Consider the following 19,612-nt stretch of genomic DNA (forward strand, 5'->3'; position numbering starts at 1 on the left):
CACCGGAGGGTTGTGGGCAATCGTTCCGCAAGGCGATGGGGGTCCCCCCTGCTCGAACGAAGCTGAGTGCTTGGGGGAGGGTGGGCACAACCCACCCACCGGGCCGCACCCGGCAAACGAGGCGATTCGTCACCGGGCGCCTCCGCGCACCTGGGCGCCCTGCGCAGCGATCGCCTCGCTGTACAGGTCCGCGGTGCCCTGGGCCGCCCTCGCCCAAGTGAAGTTCGCCAGGACGCGGGCGCGCCCTGCGGCGCCCAGGCGAGCCCGCAGCTCCGCGTCGCCGAGCACCCGCCCCAGTGCCGCGGCCAGTGCCCCCGCGTCGCCCGGCGGCACCGCCACGCACGTCTCGCCGTCGGCCCCCGCGACCTCGGGAATCGCACCACCGGTGGTCGCGACGAGCGCCGTCCCCGTGGCCATCGCCTCCGCGGCCGGCAGCGAGAACCCCTCGTACAACGACGGCACGCAGGACACCTGCGCCGACCGCACCAGGTCGACGAGCTCCGCGTCGCTGATGCCCTTGACGAACTCGACGGCGCCGTCGAGTCCGTACCGCTCGATCGCGGCGGCGACCGGACCGTCCTCGGCACGCTTGCCGACGACGACGAGGTGCGCGTCGGGGTTCTCGGTGCGGAGCTTGGCGAGCGCCTCGATCAGGTGGATGAGGCCCTTGAGGGGGACGTCGGCGCTGGAGGTGGTGACGATCCGGCCGGGGACCTCGGAGACGGACGGATCGGGCGACCACAGGTCGGTGTCGGCGCCGATGTGGACGACCCGGATGCGGTCGTCGCGTACCCCGAGGTGGTCGACGATCTCCTGCCGGGAGGTGCCGGAGACGGTGAGCACGGACGGCAGCCGGCGGGCGACGCGCTTCTGCATGCGGGTGAAGGCGTACCAGCGGCGGACGGAGGCGCGGCGCTTCCAGTCGGCGGCGGCGTCGATCTCGAGCTGCCGGTCGACGGTGATGGGGTGATGGATCGTGGTGACGAGCGGGGCGCCGATCGCGCGGGGGCCGCCGAGGAGCCCGTACCCGAGGGTCTGGTTGTCGTGGACGACGTCGAAGTCGCCGCGGCGGGCGGCGAGCATGCGCCGGGCCCGCAGGGAGAAGGTGAGGGGCTCGGGGAAGCCACCGGTCCACATGGTGGCGACTTCGAGCGCGTCGATCCAGTCCCGGTACTCCTCGCGCCGCGGCGTCCGGAAGGGGTCCGGCGAGCGGTAGAGGTCGAGGCTGGCGATCTCGGTGAGCGTGAGCCCGGCCAGATCCTCGCCCTCGTCGAGGACGGGGTACGGCTGGGAGCCGATGACCTCGACGCTGTGGCCGAGGCGGGCGAGCTCGCGGGAGAGGTGCCGGACGTAGACGCCCTGACCGCCGCAGTAGGGATTGCCCTTGTACGTGAGGAGAGCGATCCGCAACGGTCCGTCACCGGCAGCGGTGACGCCCTGTCGGGGGCTTGCCTCTATGGCCTCAGCGGTCATGCGCGACCCCCTTCGAGCGTGAGTTTCGCCGGAGCGTAACCGCTCGCGCTAATCTAGAACAAGTTACAGACTTGATCGTTCTTGATCTTCTGGCCTGATCTCCTTGATCCTTCAAGGAGGACAGAATCTACCGGCAGGTAGCTCCGTCGTGAGAGCCGGAACAGGTGATTCGCGCCACGGCGCCCGCACCGCCATACTGTCGCTCCCCACCGCACGGAACGGGACCTCATGACCGCAGACATCAGAGCGGACCACAGACCCGCGTCGCCGCCCCTCACGGAGCGCCAGGAGGCGCGGCGCCGCCGCATCCTGAACGCCAGCGCCCAGCTCGCGGCGCGGGGCGGCTTCGAGGCCGTGCAGATGCGGGAGGTCGCCGAGGCGGCCGGGGTGGCCCTGGGGACGCTGTACCGCTACTTCCCCTCCAAGATCCACCTGCTCGTGGCGACGATGCAGGACCAGCTCCAGCACATGCACACGACCCTGCGGAAGCGGCCGCCGGCGGGCGCGGACCCCGCGGAGCGGGTGGCGGAGACGCTGATGCGGGCCTTCCGCGCGCTCCAGCGCGAGCCGCAGCTCGCCGACGCGATGGTCCGGGCGCTGACTTTCGCCGACCGTGGCGTGAGCCCGGAGGTCGACACGGTCTCGCGGCTGACGACGGCGATCATCCTGGACGCGATGGGCACGGAGCACCCCACCCCGGAGCAGCTCTCGGCGGTCCGGGTGATCGAGCACACCTGGCACTCGGCGCTGATCACCTGGCTGTCGGGGCGCGCCTCGATCGCACAGGTGAAGATCGACATCGAGACCGTCTGCCGGCTCATCGACCTGACGGCGCCGGAGGCTGCGCGTCGCTGACGGCACCGGGGCGGCGGCGCGGCGCTGACGGCACCGTGGGCGACGACGCGCCGCTGACGGGAAGCGTCCGCGCCGACGGCAGGTCGCCCTCGGCACCGACGAGACGCACGCACCCGCGCCCCCGGCGGCTGACGTGCCGGGGACGCGGGCGGTGTCGGCGGATCAATCGGCGGATCAGGACGACGTCTTGGCCTTCGCGTTGGCCTCCGCGATGACGGCCGCGCACTCCGGGCTGCTGTCGACGGCCACGAACATCACCAGCTTCAGCGGGCCGGCGGAGTGGTTGCTGGCCTGGAGCTGCCAGCTGCTCTTCTTCAGGGACTTGATCACCGAGCCGCCCTGCCCGGAGCTCCGCTCCTCGTTCCAGCCGCCCTTGGTCAGGGTCGCGACCGTGTCCGTGTAGGACTTCGCCGGGTCCGCCGCCTTCTCGGCGTCGGCCGTCCAGCTGACCATGCAGTCCTTGGCCTCGGCCGGAATCTGCTCGCCCGAGGAGTCCTGCGTGAAGCCGGCCCCCGTCGCCGCGTCGGTGAGCTCCTTGGTGACGTCGGCCCCGGTGGGCCGCTCGTCGCCGCCCGAACCGCCGGAGCCGCCCGTCGAGGACGAACCGGCCGAGGACGAACCGCCCGAGGACGAGCCACCCTTGTCCGTACCGCCCTCGCTTCCGCAACCGGCGACCAGCAGCACCACACCGGCGGCCGCGGCCACCCACTTCGCCTTGCGCACAATACTCCCAAATACGCATGTACGACGGCCTCTTGCCCCCGTTTTTCAGGGCACAGTTTTGCACGTGGGAACGGGTGGCGTACGCAACGACGCCTTTCGTCAGCCCTGTTCGGCATCCTTCCCGAACAGGGCTTCCTTCTCCTGTTCGGTGAACCTGTTCATGCACGCGTTCTCCGTCGCCTGCAGGGAGATCATCTCCATGGTCAGCGACTGCTGCACACCGGTGTGACGGGCGTACATCGTCCAGCCCCGCTTCCTGAGCGTGATCTGGAGCGTGGTGCCGCCCTTCTCGTCGAGCTTCTCCACCTGGCGCTCACCCTGGACCCAGTCCTCGCCGACGAGGGCGGTGACCGCCTTCTCCAGGTCCCCTCGCGATCCGTCGACGGGAGGGCCGATGTACTGCCACGCGGCGGTACAGGCGGCGGCGCGCTCCGCCAGCCGCTCCCGCTCCGTGGACGGGGTGGGACGCGGCGTGGAACCCGTGGGGGTCGCCCCGCCGATCCCCGGAAGGTCGGACTTCGGCAGCCCCGCCTTCTCGACGGCGGCGACGATCTCGGCATGCGCCGTCTCACGGCCGAAGGCGGAGGCCCCTCCCCCAGTTCCCGTGCCGGCCCCGCACCCCGCCCCGAGGACCACCACCGCCGCCGCTCCCGCGACCGCCGCCCACCCTCTGCCCCGACTCCGCATGACTGCCCCGCTCCCTGCGCGTACGTATGTGTGCCGAGGGAGTCTCACACACGCGGTACGCGCAGGTCACGGCGGTTCCGGCAGCCTGTAACGGGGGCGGCCGGGCCGGCTACTCCTCCGGCGGGAAGACCGGCTCCCCTCCGTCCGCGAGGGTGATGAGGATGGCCTCGACGGGGCAGCCCTCCGCCGCCGCGAGAAGGCGTTCGCCCGCGTCCGACTCCGGTTCCCGTGCATGGGACTGCCGCGCGGTGTCGAGGCGGAAGCCGTCCGGGGCGTGGTTCACGCACATGCCGGAGCCGATGCAGACGCTCCGGTCGACCTCGACGTGCCAGCGGTCGCCCATCACGCGCCGCCGTCGTAACCGGCCGGCAGGTGGATCATCTTGTGCTCCAGGTACTCACCGAAGCCCTCGGGTCCGAACTCCCGCCCCAGGCCGGAGTTCTTGTAGCCGCCGAACGGGCCGAGCATGTCCAGGCTGAACGTGTTGACGTTGAAGGTGCCGGTGCGCACGCCCCGGGCGAAGTCGATGCCGCGCTCCACGTCCCCGGTCCAGACGCTGCCGCTGAGCCCGAAGTCGGAGTCGTTCGCGAGCCGGAGCGCCTCGGCCTCCTCCCCGTACGGCAGGAGGCAGATGACCGGACCGAAGATCTCCTCGCGGGCGATCCGCATGGAGTTGTCGACGCCGCCGAAGAGCGTCGGCTCGACGTACCAGCCGCGGTCGAGCCCGGTCGGGCGTCCACCGCCGGACAGCACCTTGGCGCCCTCCTCCTGGCCGATCCGGATGTAGTCGAGGGAGCGCTGCTGCTGACGCTGGGCGACCAGCGGCCCGACCTGGGTGGCCGGGTCGAGCGGGTCGCCGACGACGAGCGCGCCGGCCGCCGCGGCGAAGGCCTCGGCGGTCTCCTCGTACCGGGAGCGCGGGACGAGGATCCGGGTCTGGGCCACGCACGCCTGGCCGTTGTTCATCCAGGCGGCCGGGACGATGCCGGCGACGGCCGTCGCCAGGTCGGCGTCGGGCAGGATCACGGCGGCCGACTTCCCGCCGAGTTCGAGGGTGACGCGGGTGAGGTTGCGGGAGGCGACCTCCATGACGCGCTTGCCGGCGGCGACCGAGCCGGTGAAGGAGACCTTGTCGACGCCGGGGTGGCCGACGAGGTACTCGCTGACCTCACGGTCGGCGGGCAGGATGCTGAGGACACCCTCGGGCAGCCCGGCCTCGGTGGCGATGTCGGCGAGGATGTACGAGTCGAGGGGCGACTCCGGCGAGGGCTTGAGGACCACCGTGCAGCCGGCGAGCAGCGCGGGCCCCAGTTTGGCGGCGGCGGTGAACTGCGGCACGTTCCACGGAATGACCGCCGCGACCACGCCCACCGGCTCACGCCGGACGAGCAGCGGACCGAGGATGCCGCCGCGCCGCTCCTCGTACGTGAAGTCACGGGCGACGGTGATCGCCGCGTCCCAGACCATCATCGCGCCGAGCGCCTGGGCGAGGACGGACCAGGAGTACGGGGAGCCGTTCTGCGCGCTGATGGAACGGGCGATCTCCTCGTGGCGTACGGCGATCGCGTCCTTGATACGGCTGACGACGGCGATCCGCTCCTCCACCGTCATCCGGGGCCAGGGCCCTTCGTCGAAGGCCCGGCGGGCGGCGGCCACGGCCCGGTCGACATCGGCGGTGGAGGCGTGCGGGACGCGCCCGATGACCTCCTCGGTGTGCGGGGAGACGACCTCGATGACGTCCTCGCCGAGCGGGTCGGTCAACTCCCCGCCGATGAACAGCTTTCCGTGCTCCACAAGCTCGGTCATGACCGCCGCCTTCATGAGGAGATGATTCCCTGACGATGCCTCAGAACTGATACCAGTTCTAGTTATAGGGAGCAATGCCCCGGACAGGTCGTCGACGGCCTTGTGGATACGACTCTCGCTGCCAGGCGTGAGGTGCGTGTACCCGCACAGCGTGAACCCGGCGTCGGTGACTCAGGCGGGTTCGACGCCCACGCGGTGCAGATAGCTGAAGTCCTTCCGCTCGCCGAAGCGACCTGCGCCGCGGATTTCCCGCGTACCGAGATTGAGGGCCAAGCCGTTCACGGTGCCGAGCACCCAGCCCAGGTCCGGGGCGAGGAGCGAGCCTGCGGCGGCCGCAGTCACGGCGACGGTGACCATGATGGATCGTTGGACCCAGGCGAATCGGGTGCTTCGGACGATCCGGTGGTAGTCCTCTGTCGCTTCGGAGATCTCGGCTCGAAGGTGTGCGAGCACGTCGGCCGGGTGCTCGTAGCTCGGTCGGCGGTTCGATCCGCGGGTGGTAGAGCATGACTGGCACTTCGGCCCCCTGGCACGAGGTATCCACTTGCCGGCAGCGACCCGGGTGTCACCCCACCCGGCGGGGTGTGGTTCCGCCGGGTGGCGATCAGGCCGTGGTGGCCCGGACTCATCACCCTGCCCCACCGTTCGCCGCGGTCCACCGCTTTCCGGATTCCAGTGAGATCGACCCCAGAAGGCTTTGACCAAGGCACGAGTACCATCTGGCATGGCCTATGTGATCACCGCCGCCCGCCCTGACGACGCCGCGACATTGGGGCCCTTGCACCTGCGGAACTGGCTGCAGAACTACCTCAACGCAGACGCGGGGATCGATGAGTCCTGGATCCGTGAGCACCGCGGTTCGTCCGCCACAGCGGAAGGCATCACGGAGTGGCGAGACTTCATCGAGGCAGCGAACCAGGACCCGGCCCCGCACTTCTGCCGTGTCGTCCGGTCCGAGACGGAGATCGTCGGCTATCTCTGCGGTCACCGGGAGGAATCGGTCACCCTCGGACCGATGTACTTGCTGAACCACGCTCAGGGCCACGGACTCGGTGGCCGCATGATGACCGAGTTCCTCACCTGGGCAGGACCTGCACGCATCCGTTTGGGGGTCGCCGACCACAACGAACGCGCGATCCGGTTCTATCAACGCCATGGCTTCGAGATCACAGGCGAGCGCTACCTCTGGCGAGGCAGACTGCCAACCCTGCCCATGACCCGCGAGGCCCCATCGGCCGCCGACTTCAGCTGAACACAGACATCGGGCCGCGAAGTGGTCGCGGCACCGCCGTCATCTCTCGTGAACATCTCGAACCGGGTTGATCCACACCTGCCGTCGAAACGCGCGACAAAGCCCAAGCGGGCAACAGCCGGGCCGTCTGTGGGCCGTGCGAGGGGGCCGGCAGGGACCGACAACGGCCAGCCATGACGGCTCGATCACAGGTCACCGACGGGTGGAAGTATCAGTGCGGCAGGCCTCTCTGACGGACAGTCAGTTCTCGTTATAGTGGGCAATGGTCGAGCACGCTCCGTACCGCCGCGGAGAACTTCCGTACCGCCGCGGAGAACTTCCGTACCGCCGTGGAGAGATGAGGATCCATGCAGGGACCCATGCCCCAGGTGACCGAGCACGGCGGAGGCGTCTGGTCGCTCCGGGTGCCCATCCCCGACAATCCGCTCGGTCACACCCTGGTCCACGTGCTCGACACCGACCGCGGTCCGGTCCTCGTCGACACCGGCTGGGACGATCCCGCCTCCTGGGACGAACTCACCGGCGGACTCGATGCGTTGGGACTCTCCGTGCGGGAGGTCCACGGGGTCGTCATCACCCACCACCACCCCGACCACCACGGTCTCTCCGGCCGGGTCCGCGAGGAGTCCGGGGCCTGGATCGCCATGCACGCCGCCGACACCGACATCGTCCGCCGCACCCGTGAGGCCGAGCCCGGCACCTGGCTCGACTACCTCGCCCGCAAACTGGCCACCGTCGGCGCCCCCGAGGACCACCTCGCCCCGCTGCGGGCCGCCCGCGCCTCCGGCCGGATGCGGACCCTGCCCGGTCTGCGCTCCGCCCTCCCCGACCGCGAGATCGTCCCCGGCGAACTCCTCGACCTGGCCGGACGCCGCCTGCGCGCGATCTGGACCCCCGGCCACACCCCCGGCCACGTCTGCCTCCACCTGGAGGAGGAGCACCCCTCCCAGCTGCCCGGCCACGGCCGGCTCTTCTCCGGCGACCATCTGCTGCCCGGGATCACCCCGCACATCGGGCTCTACGAGGACCCCGACGACGCCACGGTCACCGATCCCCTCGGCGACTACCTCGACTCCCTCGAACGTATCGGGCGCCTCGGCGTCGCCGAGGTCCTCCCCGCCCACCAGCACGCCTTCACCGACGCCGCCAGCCGGGTCCGGGAGCTCCTCGACCATCACGAGGAACGGCTCACCGGACTCCTCGGCCTGCTCGCCGCCCCGCTCACCCCGTGGCAGCTCGCCGAGCGGATGGAGTGGAACCGCCCCTGGGAGCAGATCCCCCACGGCTCCCGGAACATCGCCGTCAGCGAGGCCGAGGCCCACCTCCGCCGCCTGGTGAAACTGGGCCGCGCGGAGGCGGTACCGGGCACGGAACCGGTGGAGTACGTGGCGGTGTGAGGCACCTCGCACCCGCCGGGCGGGGGGCGTACGGGCCGGTAGAGTGGGCCCGTCGTCATCATGCCCGTACGGGGGGAAGCCGGTGCGAGTCCGGCACTGACCCCGCAGCCGTAAGCCGACTCCCACCCGGGAGCGGCGAGTCGGAATGCCCCGTCCGGGACGTGACCGCCGGCACCGTCGAGGAATACGGAGCCGGAGCCTGGTGCCCCTGAGGCGTGCCGGTGCCCGGCCGCAGGAGAGGGCTCCATGAACACCGTCCGCCGCGGCGCCGCCGCGCTCGCCGCCGCCACCGTCCTGCTCGGCACCGGAGCGGCCGGAGCGGCCACGGCCGCCCCCTCCCCTTCGCCCTCGGCCGTCACGATCCCGCCCGGTCTGTACGGCACGAAGGACCCGACGTACGACGGTGTCTGGCGTCAGTCGCTCGCCTTCCTCGCCCAGCGCAGCACCGGCTTCCAGCCCTCCGACGAGGCCGTGGGCTGGCTGCTCGACCAGCAGTGCGAGGACGGCTCGTTCAGCTCGTACCGCGCGGACGCCGAGACGCCCTGCGACGCGAAGACCATGCGGGACACCAACGCCACCGCCCTCGCCGTGCAGGGGCTGCGCGCGGTCCGGAAGCAGTCCACCTTCCCGGAGAAGGTCGACAAGGCCGTCGAGGCGGGCACCGCCTGGCTGCGGACCGTCCAGAACAAGGACGGCGGCTGGGGCTACAGCGCCGGCGGCGCCAGTGACGCCAACTCCACCTCGGTCGTCGTCGGCGCGCTCGCCGCGACGGGGGTGAAGCCGGGCTCGTTCACCTCCGCCGAGGGCCGTACGCCCTACGACGCGCTCCTCACCTTCGCGGTGCCCTGCTCGGACAAGGGCGGCGCGGGGGCCTTCGCGTACCAGCCCGACAAGACCGGCAAGCTGCTCGCGAACGCCGATGCCACCGCCGCGGCCACCCTCGCGGGCCTCGGCAAGAACGTCGCCGCCACCAAGGCCTCCCCCGAGCAGCCGCCGGTCTGCAACGACCTGTCGAAGCCGACGGTCGAGCGGGCCGCGCTCAACGGCGCCTCCTACCTGGCGAAGGCCGTCGCCAAGACCGGCCACCTGACCCTGCCCCCGATGCCCGGCGCCACCGACACCACCGAGCAGCCCGACGTCGGCAACACCGCCGACGCCGTCGTCGCGCTCGCCGCGTCCGGCGCCGCGAAGGAGGCGAAGCCCGCCCTGGAGTGGCTGGAGAAGAACTCCGCCGCCTGGGCGAAGGAGGGCGGACCGGCCGCGTACGCGCAGCTGATCCTGGCCGCCCGCGCGACGGACACCGACCCGCGCCGCTTCGGTACGGCGGACCTGGTGGAGCAGCTCAACGCCACCGGCCCGGCGCCGAAGACCCCGGACACCTCGGCCTCCTCCACGAGCGACGACGAGGGCTCGGGCTTCGACATCTGGTGGATCATCGGCATCGGCATGGTCGTCGGCGTCGGCATCGGCTTCCTCGTGAGCGGCCGCAAGAAGTGACCGTCGCGAGAAGGAACGGCGCCCGTGTCGCGGGCGCCGCGACCGGGGCGCTGCTGACCCTCGCCTCGGTCGTGGCCGCGGCCGCTCCGGCGCAGGCCGCCGGCGGCTACCGCTACTGGTCGTTCTGGGAGAGCGGCGGCGGGAAGCCCTGGGCGTACGCCACGCAGGGACCGGCGACCGCCCGCCCCGCCGACGGTGACGCGATCGGCTTCCGCTTCGCGCTCAGCCAGGGCACCAACGACACGTCCCGGCCGTCCGTCGCCCCCGACTTCGCGGGGATCTGCGGCGGCGTGGAGAAGAAGGACGGTACGAAGCGGGTCGCGGTCGTCGTCGACTTCGGCGGCCCGGCGGACGCGCCGCCCGGTGAGACCCCGCCGGACAAGGTGATCAAGGTCGGCTGTGCGCAGGTCCGTACGGACGCGACGGGCGCGGAGGCGCTCGCCGAGGTGGCGAAGCCGCTGCGGTACGACAGCGCGGCCATGCTGTGCGGGATCGCCGGCTACCCGGCGCGGGGCTGCGGCGAGCCGGTCGGCGAGGAGGCCCCGGCGTCGGCCGCGCCGAGCGCGTCGGCGTCGGCCGGGGAGGGCGGCGGTGGCCCGTCCCTCGGCGTGCTCGTCGGCGGGGCGGCCGTCCTGACGCTGGGCGGGGCGGCGATCTGGAAGGCCCGCCGTCGCGGATGAGCCCGGAATGAAGGTGGGTTCCGCCCTCCGCGCCCCCGCGGCGACCCGGGCCAACGCCCTGCACGCCGGAGCCTGGTGGCTGTGGGCGCTCGGCCTGGCCGTCGCCGCCTCCCGGACCACCAACCCCCTCCTCCTCGGCCTGCTCGTCGGGGTCGCGGGCTATGTCGTGGCGGCCCGCCGTACGGACGCGCCCTGGGCGCGCTCGTACGGCGCGTTCGTGAAGCTCGGCCTGTTCGTCGTCTTCCTGCGCGTCGTCTTCTCCCTGCTGCTCGGCTCCCCGATCCCGGGGACGCACGTGATGTTCACGCTGCCCGAGGTGCCGCTGCCCGACTGGGCGCAGGGGGTACGGATCGGGGGGCGGGTGACGGCCGAGCAGCTGGTGTTCGCGGTGTACGACGGCCTCAAGCTGGCCACCCTGCTGATCTGCGTCGGTGCGGCGAACGCACTGGCCAACCCGTCGCGGCTGCTCAAATCGCTGCCGGGCGCGCTGTACGAGGCCGGGGTCGCCGTCGTCGTGGCGATGACCTTCGCGCCGAACATGGTCGCGGACGTGGTCCGGCTGCGTACCGCCCGCCGCCTGCGCGGCCGCCCCACGGGCGGGGTGCGGGCGGTGCTCCAGATCGGGCTGCCGGTCCTGGAGGGCGCCCTTGAGCGGTCGATCGCGGTCGCGGCGTCGATGGACGCGCGCGGGTACGGGCGGACGGCGCAGGTCCCGGCCGCCGTACGACGGACCACGACCCTCCTGACCCTGGGCGGACTGCTCGGAATCTGCGCCGGTTCGTACGGGCTCCTCGCGGCGGAGGGCGCGGGGTACGGGCTGCCGCTGCTCGGCGCCGGGCTGCTCGCGGCCATGGCGGGGCTGCGGCTCGGCGGACGCCGGACGGTCCGCACCCGGTACCGGCCGGACCGCTGGGGGCTCCGGGCCTGGCTGGTCTCGGGCTCCGGGGTGGCGGTCGCGGTCCTGATGATCTGGGCGAACGTGTACGCGCCGGAGGCGCTGCACCCCGGGGTCGTCCCCCTGGAGGCGCCGGAGCTGCCGCTCTGGCCGGCGGTGTCGGTCCTGGTGGGTCTGGTGCCGGCGTTCGTGGCCCCCGTCCCCGTCCCCGTCCCCGCCTCCGCCTCCGTTCCGAAGGAGAACGCGTGATCCGCTTCGAGAACGTCTCGGTGACATACGAGGGCGCCGACCAGCAGCACCAGCCCACTCTGCGGGACGTGAACCTCACCGTCCCCGAGGGCGAGCTGGTGCTGCTCGTCGGCCCCTCGGGCGTCGGCAAGTCGACCCTCCTCGGCGCGGTCTCCGGCCTCGTCCCCCACTTCACGGGCGGCACCCTGACCGGCCGGGTCACGGTCGACGGCCGCGACACCCGCACGCATCCGCCGCGCGAGCTCGCGGACCTGGTGGGCACGGTCGGGCAGGACCCGTCCGCGCACTTCGTCACCGACACGGTCGAGGACGAGCTGGCGTACGGCATGGAGTCCCTGGGCCTCGCGCCGGGTGTCATGCGGCGCCGCGTCGAGGAGACCCTGGACCTGCTGGGCCTCGCGGAACTCCGCGACCGCCCGATCGCCACGCTCTCCGGGGGCCAGCGGCAGCGGGTCGCGATCGGCTCGGTCCTCACCCCGCACCCGAAGGTCCTCGTCCTGGACGAGCCGACGTCCGCGCTCGACCCGTCGGCGGCGGAGGACGTCCTGGCGGTACTGCAGCGGTTGGTGCACGACCTGGGGACGACGGTGCTGCTGGCGGAACACCGCCTGGAGCGAGTCGTCCAGTACGCGGACCAGGTGCTGCTGCTGCCGGAGGGCGTGATGGGCTCCCCCGCCGAGATCATGGCGGTCTCACCGGTGCATCCGCCGGTGGTGGGGCTGGGGCGGCTGGCGGGCTGGGATCCGCTGCCGCTGACGGTGCGGGATGCGCGGCGGCGGGCGGGTGCGCTCAAGGCCCGCCTGGAGGGGCGGGTCCCTGATCTTTCAGCCCGTCCGGCGTTTGAGGACCGGGGTCTGGGGCGGAGCCCCGGTTTCACGAAGGGGGGGTCCCCCCAGGCCCTTGTGCGTGGGAGGAGGGGTGGGGGCTTCTCCCTCGCCCGACGGCGCCGCACTCACCCCACCAGTCCCACCACCCCCCTCGTCCTCACCGAACGCCTCGGCGTACGCCGCGGTCGCGTGGAGGCCCTCCGCGCGGTGGACCTCCAGGTCCGGGCCGGCGAGACACTCGCCCTCATGGGCCGCAACGGCGCCGGCAAGTCCACCCTCCTCTCCACCCTCGTCGGCATGATCGCCCCGACCTCCGGCACCGTCCGCGTCGCGGGGCGGATCCCGCACACCACCAGCCCCCGCGAGCTGATCCGCCGGGTCGGCCTGGTTCCGCAGGAGCCGCGGGACCTGCTGTACGCGGACACCGTCGCCGCCGAGTGCGCGTCGGCGGACGCGGACGCGGACGCGGCGCCCGGGACCTGCCGGGCGCTGGTGTCCGAGCTGCTGCCGGGGGTCGGGGACGACACGCACCCCCGGGACCTGTCGGAGGGACAGCGCCTGGCGCTCGCGCTGGCTGTCGTCCTGACCGGCCGCCCGCCCCTGCTCCTCCTGGACGAACCGACCCGCGGTCTGGACTACGCGGCGAAGGCCCGTCTGGTCGCCCATCTCCGTACCCTCGCCGCCGAGGGACACGCGATCGTGCTCGCGACGCACGACGTGGAGCTGGCGGCCGAGCTGGCGCACCGGGTGGTGATCATCGCCGACGGCGAGGTGGTGGCGGACGGCCCGACGGCCGAGGTGGTGGTCTCCTCCCCCGCGTTCTCACCGCAGGTGGCGAAGATCCTCGCCCCGCAGCCCTGGCTCACGGTCGAGCAAGTGGAGGAGGCGCTGTGAGTACGGCGAGCGCCCGCCCGGTCCGGCTCGGCCCCCGCTCCGTCACGGCGCTGGTCCTCGTCTCCCTCATCGGGCTGTTCGCCTTCTGCTGGCCCCTCTTCGCGGACGCCGGCTCCGCCGTCACGTCGCACGCCGGTGACGCTCCGTGGTTGTTCGCCGCGCTGCTGCCGCTCCTCGTCGCGGTGGTCGTGGCGACGATCGCCGACTGCGGGATGGACGCGAAGGCGGTGGCGATGCTGGGCGTGCTGGCCGCCGTCGGCGCGGCCCTGCGGCCGCTGGGGGCGGGGACGGCCGGTCTGGAGCCGATGTTCTTCCTGATGGTGCTGAGCGGCCGGGTCCTCGGCCCGGGCTTCGGTTTCGTCCTCGGCGCGGTCACGATGTTCGCGTCGGCCCTGCTCACGGGTGGTGTGGGGCCGTGGATGCCGTTCCAGATGCTGTCGATGGGCTGGTTCACGATGGGCGCCGGGCTGCTGCCGGGGCCGAGCGGGCTGCGGGGCCGGGGTGAGCTGCTGATGCTCTCGGCGTACGGGTTCGTGGCGGCGTTCGCGTACGGCACGATCATGAATCTGCAGGGCTGGGTGCTGCTGCAGGGCCTGAGCAGCGGGATCTCGTTCCAGCCGGGGGCCCCGCTCCACGAGAACCTGGTCCGTTTCCTCGCCTACGTCACGGCCACGTCCCTCGGCTGGGACCTGGGCCGGGCCGTTCTCACGGTCGTCCTCACCCTCACCATCGGCGGCACGCTCCTGAAGGCGTTGCGGCGGGCCACGCGGCGGGCGAACTTCGAGGCCCAGGTCACATTCAGGGGCCCTGAGAAGTCCTCTCCGGGTGAGCCGCCCCACAGGACCTACGTCACGTACGAGCCGGAATAGTAGTCGGGCGGTACCCGCCCAAACCGCCCACAGCAGGGCATGACCTGCGGAAACCTCCCACACCCACCCCCCAGGACCTTCTGCCCGGGTCCGAACCTTCCTCGTACAGGGGGTCGTTGCATCGGCGTGCCGGCCCTGGTTGTCTGGTGGACGTCGCCAGGCAGCCGGTGCTCACCACAGCGCCTCGGACGGCCGGTTCCCCCCAGTTCCCGGGTTCCCCGGGCTCTGGTTCCGGCTTGCCGAAATCGCCTGACGCAGCCCCTGTTCCCGAAGTTAGGCAGAAACCTTGATCCGCTCGATCACCACTCGTGTCGCCGCCCGCAAGAAGACCTTCGCCGCCTCCGCAGCCGTGCTGCTGGGTGCGTCGGGTGCGGTGCTCGGCACGACGGGCGCGGCCTCGGCCGCCAGCCCGCAGGATGTCGCCCGGCAGATCGTTCCCGCTTCGCAGTACCAGTCCTTCAGCAAGATCGTGTCCCACGAGTCCGGCTGGAACCCCAAGGCCACCAACTCCTCCAGCGGCGCCTACGGCCTCGTCCAGGCCCTTCCGGCCTCGAAGATGTCTTCGGCCGGTTCCGACTGGAAGACGAACCCCGCCACCCAGATCAAGTGGGGCCTCAACTACATGAACGAGCGCTACGGCTCCCCGAACGCCGCTTGGGCGTTCTGGCAGGCCAACGGCTGGTACTAAGAGTCACCGCCGCACAGCGCACCGCAAGGCCCCGCCTCCCACTCCGGGAGGGCGGGGCCTGCGGCGTTTTCCGGGCCTTGGGCGTTTTCGGGGACCGAACCGCGCGAAGGCGCTCCAGCCAATCCAGCCGGTACAGCCGCTACAGCCGCTACAGCCGCTACAGCCGCTACAGCCGCTGAATGATCGTCCCGGTCGCCACCGCCCCGCCCGCGCACATCGTGATCAGCGCGAACTCCTTGTCGGTGCGCTCCAGCTCGTGCAGGGCGGTGGTGATCAGCCGCGCCCCGGTCGCCCCCACGGGGTGGCCGAGCGCGATGGCGCCGCCGTTGACGTTGACCTTCTCCAGGTCCTGGTCGAAGACCTGCGCCCAGCTCAGCACCACCGAAGCGAAGGCCTCGTTGATCTCGACGAGGTCGATGTCCCTCAGGGACATCCCGGCCTTGCCGAGGACGGCGCGCGTGGCGTCGATCGGCCCGTCGAGGTGGAAGTGCGGGTCGGCGCCGACCAGGGCCTGGGCGACGATCCGGGCACGGGGCTTCAGCTTGAGGGCACGGGCCATGCGCTTGGAGGCCCACATGATCGCGGCGGCGCCGTCGGAGATCTGGGAGGAGTTCCCGGCGGTGTGGACGGCGGTCGGCATGACGGGCTTGAGGCGGGCGAGACCCTCCATGGTGGTGTCGCGCAGACCCTCGTCCCGGTCGACGAGCCGCCACATGCCCTGCCCGGCGGCCTGCTCCTCCTCCGTCGTGGGGACCTGGACGGCGAAGGTCTCGCGCTTGAAGCGCTCCTCGGCCCAGGCGTTCGCGGCGCGTTCCTGGGAGAGCAGGCCGAGGGAGTCGACGCGTTCGCGGCTGAGGCCGCGGTGGCGGGCGATGCGCTCGGCGGCCTCGAACTGGTTGGGCAGGTCGACGTTCCACTCGTCGGGGAAGGGCTTGCCGGGGCCGTGCTTGGACCCGGAGCCGAGCGGAACGCGGGACATGGCCTCGACACCGCAGCTGATCCCGATGTCGATGACGCCGGCCGCGACCATGTTGGCGACCATGTGACTGGCCTGCTGCGAGGAGCCGCACTGACAGTCGACGGTGGTGGCGGCCGTCTCGTAGGGGAGGCCCATGGTGAGCCAGGCCGTGCGGGCCGGGTTCATGGACTGCTCGCCGGCATGGGTGACCGTACCGCCGACGATCTGCTCGACGCAGTCGGCGTGGATGCCGGTGCGCCCGAGGAGTTCGCGGTAGGTCTCGCCCAGGAGGTAGGCGGGATGGAGGTTGGCGAGCGCGCCTCCGCGCTTGCCGATGGGGGTGCGTACGGCTTCGACGATGACGGGTTCCGCGGCCATGAGCTCGTCCTCTCCTCGACCGGACGGGGCGTCCCGGCAGCCCGTCGGTCGGCGTCACGGGGGAACTAGTACGCGTTCTAGTTCTGAGTGCAGTCTTATGACTGCTACCGCGGGTACGCAAGGGTCCGGGAGGCAACAGTTCCCGTTCCGACCCTTGCTACTTGTAGAACTCGTTACTAACTTTCCCGGCAACTCCTGACACCCCATCAGATCTACTCATCGGATCCCCCTCGGATCCTCCCTCGGATCCCCCTCTCAGATGCCTCACCAGATCCCTCGTCAGATCCCTCAGATGCGGAGTGTGTTGCCGATGCCCTGTCCCCATCTTCCCGAGGGGTTCGACGCCACCGACCCCGATCTGCTCCGCGACCGCGTCCCCTTCCCGGAGTTCACCCAGCTGCGGCAGACGGCACCCGTCTGGTGGTGCCCCCAGCCGCCCGGCATCACGGGCTTCGCGGACGGCGGGTACTGGGCCGTCACACGCCACGCGGACGTCAAGTACGTCTCCACACACCCCGAGTTGTTCTCCTCGAACGAGAACACGGCCGTCATCCGCTTCAACGAGCACATCACCCGGGACCAGATCGAGGTCCAGAAACTGATCATGCTCAACATGGATCCGCCCGAGCACACCCGGGTCCGCCAGATCGTCCAGCGCGGCTTCACTCCCCGGGCGATCCGGAACCTGGAGACCGCCCTGCGCGACCGCGCCCACTCCATCGTCGACGAGGCCAAGCGCGGCGCGGACGCCGACGGCACCTTCGACTTCGTCACCCGGGTCGCCGTCGAACTCCCCCTCCAGGCCATCGCCGAACTCATCGGCGTCCCCCAGGAGGACCGCTCCCGGATCTTCGACTGGTCGAACAAGATGGTCGCGTACGACGACCCCGAGTACGCCATCACCGAGGAGATCGGCGCCGAGGCCGCCATGGAACTCATCGGCTACTCGATGAACATGGCCGCCGCCCGCAAGGAGTGCCCCGCAGCCGACATCGTCAGCCAGCTCGTCGCCGCCGAGGGCGAGGGCAACCTCTCCTCCGACGAGTTCGGCTTCTTCGTGCTGCTGCTCGCCGTCGCCGGGAACGAGACCACCCGCAACGCCATCAGCCACGGCATGCACGCCTTCCTCACCCACCCCGACCAGTGGGAACTCTTCAAGCGGGAACGGCCGGCGACCGCCGCCGAGGAGATCGTGCGCTGGGCGACCCCCGTCGTCTCCTTCCAGCGGACCGCGACCCAGGACACCGAACTCGGCGGGCAGAAGATCGCCAAGGGCGACCGCGTCGGCCTCTTCTACTCCTCCGCCAACAACGACCCCGAGGTCTTCACCGACCCCGAACGCTTCGACATCACCCGGGACCCCAACCCGCACCTCGGCTTCGGCGGCGGCGGGCCCCACTTCTGCCTGGGCAAGTCCCTCGCCATCAAGGAGATCGAGCTGATCTTCAACGCGGTCGCGGACGCCCTGCCCGACCTCTCCCTCGTGGGCGAACCGCGCCGCCTGCGGGCCGCCTGGCTGAACGGGGTGAAGGAACTCCGGGTGCGCGCCTCGGCGTGAGTCACCCGGGGTGGGGTGGGGCGGAACCGGAATCCCACCGGGCACGTCCCACCCCGCATGCGGGGGACACACAGAATTCTGACCACCATCGTCGCGCTGCTCGCGCTCCAGCTCGGCTCGCTCGTCGCACCGGCGTACGCCTGCGGCTGCGGCGCCATGATCCCGACCAAGGACCAGCGCATCGGCGTCGACCGCGAGGAGTCGGCCGTCCACTGGGACGGCCGCACCGAGACCGTCGTCATGCGCTTCAACGTCCACGGCGACGCCCGGCACGCCGCCTGGATCATGCCGGTGCCGAGCCGCGCCGGCGTCACCCTCGGCGACCCCGAGCTCTTCGACGAGATCGAGCAGCTCACCGAGCCCGAGCAGCGCGACCGCTTCTACTTCTGGCCGCGCGCGGGCGACTGGCCGTTCGACCTCGACTACGGGGACGGGGCCGGGGCCCCGGCGCCCGGCAAGGGCGGTGTCGGAGTCGTCGGCCGCGAACGGCTCGGCCCCTTCGACGTGGCCCGGCTCACCGCCACCGACCCCGAGGCCCTCGGCGACTGGCTGCGCACCAACGGCTTCGAGCTGCCGGAACGACTGACCGGCGCGCTCCAGCCGTACGTCGAGCAGAAGTGGGAGTACGTCGCCGTCCGCCTCGCACCCCAGGAGAAGGACGCCGTCCTCCAGGGCGAGCTGACCCCGCTGCGCATCACCTTCGCCTCCCCCGAACTCGTCTACCCCATGCGGCTTTCGCGGCTCGCGAAGACCTCCCAGACCCTCGGCCTCTCCATCCTGGCCGAGCACCGGATGGAGCCCCGCTCCCCCATCGGCGGCGACGCGCCCGAGGTGACCTTCGCCGGACGGATCGAGCGGCCCGAGGGCGCCGTCGCCGAACTCGCCGGGGCGAAGCCGGTCCATCTGACCGTCCTGGAGCAGGAGTTCCCGTACCCGGAGCGGATCGACGACGACCACCATCTGCGGACCGTCGCCGACACCCCGTACCGCCGGGTCGAGTACACCGACCGGCTGCTGACCGTGGGCGACGGCATCCCCGTCTGGCTGCTGACGGTGGGCGGCGGACTGGCACTCGCGGCCGTCGCGACGCTGCTGGTCGTACGAGTGACAAGGCGCCGCCCCGTCGTGGACAGCGGTGTACGTTCGCCCGCATGACGCCTCCTCAGAACGCGCAGAACACCCCGGACGCCCAGAACCCTCGCTGGGCCGAGGTCGACCACTACTTCGGCGAGACGATCGCACCGGCCGACGAGGCGCTCACCGCCGCCCTCGCCGACTCCGCGGCGGCCGGGCTGCCCGAGATCGCCGTCGCCCCCAACCAGGGAAAGCTGCTCCACCTGCTCGCCCGGATGCAGGGCGCGCGGACCGTCCTGGAGATCGGCACCCTCGGCGGCTACAGCACGATCTGGCTGGCCCGCGCCCTGCCCTCCGACGGCCGGCTGATCACCCTCGAATACAGCCCGGCGCACGCCGACGTCGCCCGCGCCAACATCGCCCGGGCAGGCCTGGACAAGATCGTCGAGGTCCGCACGGGCGCGGCCCTGGACAGCCTGCCGCAGCTGGAGGCGGAGGGCGCGGGCCCCTTCGACCTGGTATTCATCGACGCCGACAAGGTCAACAACCCGCGCTACGTGGAGTGGGCCCTGAAGCTCTCCCGCCCCGGCACGGTGATCATCGTCGACAACGTGGTGCGGGGCGGCAGGATCACCACCCCGCAGCCGGACGACCCGGCGATCACCGGCACCCGCGAGCTGTTCGACCTCGTCGCCGCCGAACCCCGCCTGGACGCCACGGCCCTCCAGACGGTCGGCACGAAGGGCTACGACGGCCTCCTGCTCGCCCGCGTCGTGGAGTAGGCCCGGGCCGGCCCGAGTGCTCCCCGAGGGGCTCCCGAGGTTCTCCCCGAGGTGCTCCTCTCCCCGACGG

19 protein-coding genes and 1 riboswitch are annotated in these 19,612 nt (G+C 71.7%); of the genes, 12 read left to right on the plus strand and 7 right to left on the minus strand.

The window, feature by feature from the left end:
• Positions 1-129: 129 nt before the first annotated feature.
• Positions 130-1,473 (minus strand): glycosyltransferase family 4 protein, encoded by a 1,344-nt coding sequence (locus OG462_RS14905; RefSeq protein WP_406057922.1) that lies wholly within the window; start codon positions 1,471-1,473, stop codon positions 130-132.
• A 228-nt stretch (positions 1,474-1,701) separates the two neighbouring features.
• Here OG462_RS14905 and OG462_RS14910 point away from each other — a divergent pair, with 228 nt between their 5' ends.
• Positions 1,702-2,328, plus strand: coding sequence for a TetR family transcriptional regulator (locus tag OG462_RS14910; protein WP_406057923.1), 627 nt, complete (start codon positions 1,702-1,704; stop codon positions 2,326-2,328).
• 174 nt (positions 2,329-2,502) lie between these two features.
• Here the strand turns inward: OG462_RS14910 and OG462_RS14915 are convergent, their stop codons facing one another.
• The 5 genes from OG462_RS14915 to OG462_RS14935 form a co-directional block, all read right to left on the minus strand.
• Positions 2,503-3,051: a hypothetical protein gene (locus tag OG462_RS14915; protein WP_406057924.1), complete on the minus strand. Its 549-nt coding sequence runs from the start codon at positions 3,049-3,051 to the stop codon at positions 2,503-2,505.
• Between the two features lie 99 nt (positions 3,052-3,150).
• Entirely contained in the window at positions 3,151-3,738 is a 588-nt protein-coding gene (locus OG462_RS14920) for a hypothetical protein (protein WP_406057925.1), read from the minus strand.
• 109 nt (positions 3,739-3,847) lie between these two features.
• Positions 3,848-4,081 (minus strand): ferredoxin, encoded by a 234-nt coding sequence (locus tag OG462_RS14925; RefSeq protein WP_406066544.1) that lies wholly within the window; start codon positions 4,079-4,081, stop codon positions 3,848-3,850.
• A complete protein-coding gene (locus OG462_RS14930; RefSeq protein WP_406057926.1) occupies positions 4,081-5,544 on the minus strand; it encodes an aldehyde dehydrogenase in 1,464 nt (487 codons plus the stop codon). The genes OG462_RS14925 and OG462_RS14930 overlap by 1 nt, the downstream gene beginning before the upstream one ends.
• Positions 5,545-5,715: 171 nt before the next feature.
• Positions 5,716-5,901 (minus strand): hypothetical protein, encoded by a 186-nt coding sequence (locus OG462_RS14935; protein ID WP_406057927.1) that lies wholly within the window; start codon positions 5,899-5,901, stop codon positions 5,716-5,718.
• A gap of 367 nt (positions 5,902-6,268) precedes the next feature.
• Here OG462_RS14935 and OG462_RS14940 point away from each other — a divergent pair, with 367 nt between their 5' ends.
• From OG462_RS14940 to OG462_RS14975, 8 genes are all read left to right on the plus strand, one after another.
• Positions 6,269-6,796, plus strand: a complete 528-nt coding sequence (locus OG462_RS14940) for a GNAT family N-acetyltransferase (RefSeq protein ID WP_406057928.1) — start codon at positions 6,269-6,271, stop codon at positions 6,794-6,796.
• 359 nt (positions 6,797-7,155) lie between these two features.
• A complete protein-coding gene (locus OG462_RS14945; RefSeq protein ID WP_406066546.1) occupies positions 7,156-8,193 on the plus strand; it encodes an MBL fold metallo-hydrolase in 1,038 nt (345 codons plus the stop codon).
• Positions 8,194-8,265: 72 nt separating this feature from the next.
• Positions 8,266-8,344: riboswitch (cobalamin riboswitch) on the plus strand.
• A 95-nt stretch (positions 8,345-8,439) separates the two neighbouring features.
• Entirely contained in the window at positions 8,440-9,690 is a 1,251-nt protein-coding gene (locus OG462_RS14950; protein ID WP_406057929.1) for a prenyltransferase/squalene oxidase repeat-containing protein, read from the plus strand.
• Positions 9,687-10,370: an SCO2322 family protein gene (locus OG462_RS14955; protein WP_406057930.1), complete on the plus strand. Its 684-nt coding sequence runs from the start codon at positions 9,687-9,689 to the stop codon at positions 10,368-10,370. The genes OG462_RS14950 and OG462_RS14955 overlap by 4 nt, the downstream gene beginning before the upstream one ends.
• A 7-nt stretch (positions 10,371-10,377) precedes the next feature.
• Positions 10,378-11,514 carry an energy-coupling factor transporter transmembrane component T gene (locus tag OG462_RS14960; RefSeq protein ID WP_406057931.1) on the plus strand — a complete coding sequence of 379 codons (1,137 nt, stop codon included), beginning with the start codon at positions 10,378-10,380 and terminating at the stop codon, positions 11,512-11,514.
• On the plus strand, positions 11,511-13,235 hold the full coding sequence (locus OG462_RS14965; protein WP_406057932.1) for an ABC transporter ATP-binding protein: 1,725 nt from the start codon (positions 11,511-11,513) through the stop codon (positions 13,233-13,235). Before OG462_RS14960 ends, OG462_RS14965 begins: the two co-directional genes overlap by 4 nt.
• Positions 13,232-14,104: an ECF transporter S component gene (locus OG462_RS14970; RefSeq protein ID WP_406057933.1), complete on the plus strand. Its 873-nt coding sequence runs from the start codon at positions 13,232-13,234 to the stop codon at positions 14,102-14,104. The genes OG462_RS14965 and OG462_RS14970 overlap by 4 nt, the downstream gene beginning before the upstream one ends.
• 286 nt (positions 14,105-14,390) lie before the next feature.
• The gene (locus tag OG462_RS14975; protein ID WP_406057934.1) at positions 14,391-14,792 is read left to right on the plus strand and encodes a transglycosylase SLT domain-containing protein; all 402 of its coding nucleotides are present in this window, start codon (positions 14,391-14,393) and stop codon (positions 14,790-14,792) included.
• Positions 14,793-14,958: 166 nt separating this feature from the next.
• Here the strand turns inward: OG462_RS14975 and OG462_RS14980 are convergent, their stop codons facing one another.
• A complete protein-coding gene (locus tag OG462_RS14980; protein ID WP_406057935.1) occupies positions 14,959-16,128 on the minus strand; it encodes a steroid 3-ketoacyl-CoA thiolase in 1,170 nt (389 codons plus the stop codon).
• Between the two features lie 310 nt (positions 16,129-16,438).
• Between OG462_RS14980 and OG462_RS14985 the strand changes: the two genes are divergently transcribed.
• The 3 genes from OG462_RS14985 to OG462_RS14995 are packed head-to-tail and all read left to right on the plus strand — an operon-like array spanning position 16,439 to position 19,542.
• Positions 16,439-17,686 carry a cytochrome P450 gene (locus OG462_RS14985; RefSeq protein ID WP_406057936.1) on the plus strand — a complete coding sequence of 416 codons (1,248 nt, stop codon included), beginning with the start codon at positions 16,439-16,441 and terminating at the stop codon, positions 17,684-17,686.
• A 57-nt stretch (positions 17,687-17,743) separates the two neighbouring features.
• On the plus strand, positions 17,744-18,841 hold the full coding sequence (locus tag OG462_RS14990; RefSeq protein ID WP_406057937.1) for a DUF2330 domain-containing protein: 1,098 nt from the start codon (positions 17,744-17,746) through the stop codon (positions 18,839-18,841).
• Positions 18,838-19,542 carry an O-methyltransferase gene (locus tag OG462_RS14995; protein WP_406057938.1) on the plus strand — a complete coding sequence of 235 codons (705 nt, stop codon included), beginning with the start codon at positions 18,838-18,840 and terminating at the stop codon, positions 19,540-19,542. Before OG462_RS14990 ends, OG462_RS14995 begins: the two co-directional genes overlap by 4 nt.
• Positions 19,543-19,612 lie beyond the last annotated feature (70 nt).

This window comes from Streptomyces sp. NBC_01077 (assembly GCF_045162855.1).
Lineage (GTDB): Bacteria > Actinomycetota > Actinomycetes > Streptomycetales > Streptomycetaceae > Streptomyces.